Annotated in this window: 1 pseudogene; it reads right to left on the minus strand. The window is 71.4% G+C overall.

Annotation, left to right across the window (positions count from 1 at the left end):
• Positions 1-273, minus strand: a pseudogene (locus Q7A36_RS41310) (hypothetical protein); the annotation flags it as partial.
• Positions 274-290: the final 17 nt, after the last annotated feature.

Raw genomic sequence — 290 nt, forward strand, 5'->3', positions numbered from 1 at the left:
GTTGATGTCGTGCGCCACGCCGCCCGCGAGCCGCCCGAGCGCCTCCAACCGCCGCGTCCTCGTTTGCTCGGCCATGTCCCCCCACCGTCGAGCGACTTCCTCCTCGACGCGGGCGTCGAGGTCGCGCTCGAACTCGCGCAGCGCCACCTCGTCCGTAGCCAACTGCGCCAGGTCGTGCAGCGCTTCTGCCTCCTGGTCGGTCCAGTCGCGCGGCACGGTATCGATGCCGCAGAGGGCGCCGAGGGCGTACCCGTCGCGTGAGGTGATCGGCATGCCGAGATAGGCGGCGA

Origin of the sequence: Paracraurococcus lichenis (assembly GCF_030657435.1) — a bacterium.
Lineage (GTDB): Bacteria > Pseudomonadota > Alphaproteobacteria > Acetobacterales > Acetobacteraceae > Paracraurococcus > Paracraurococcus lichenis.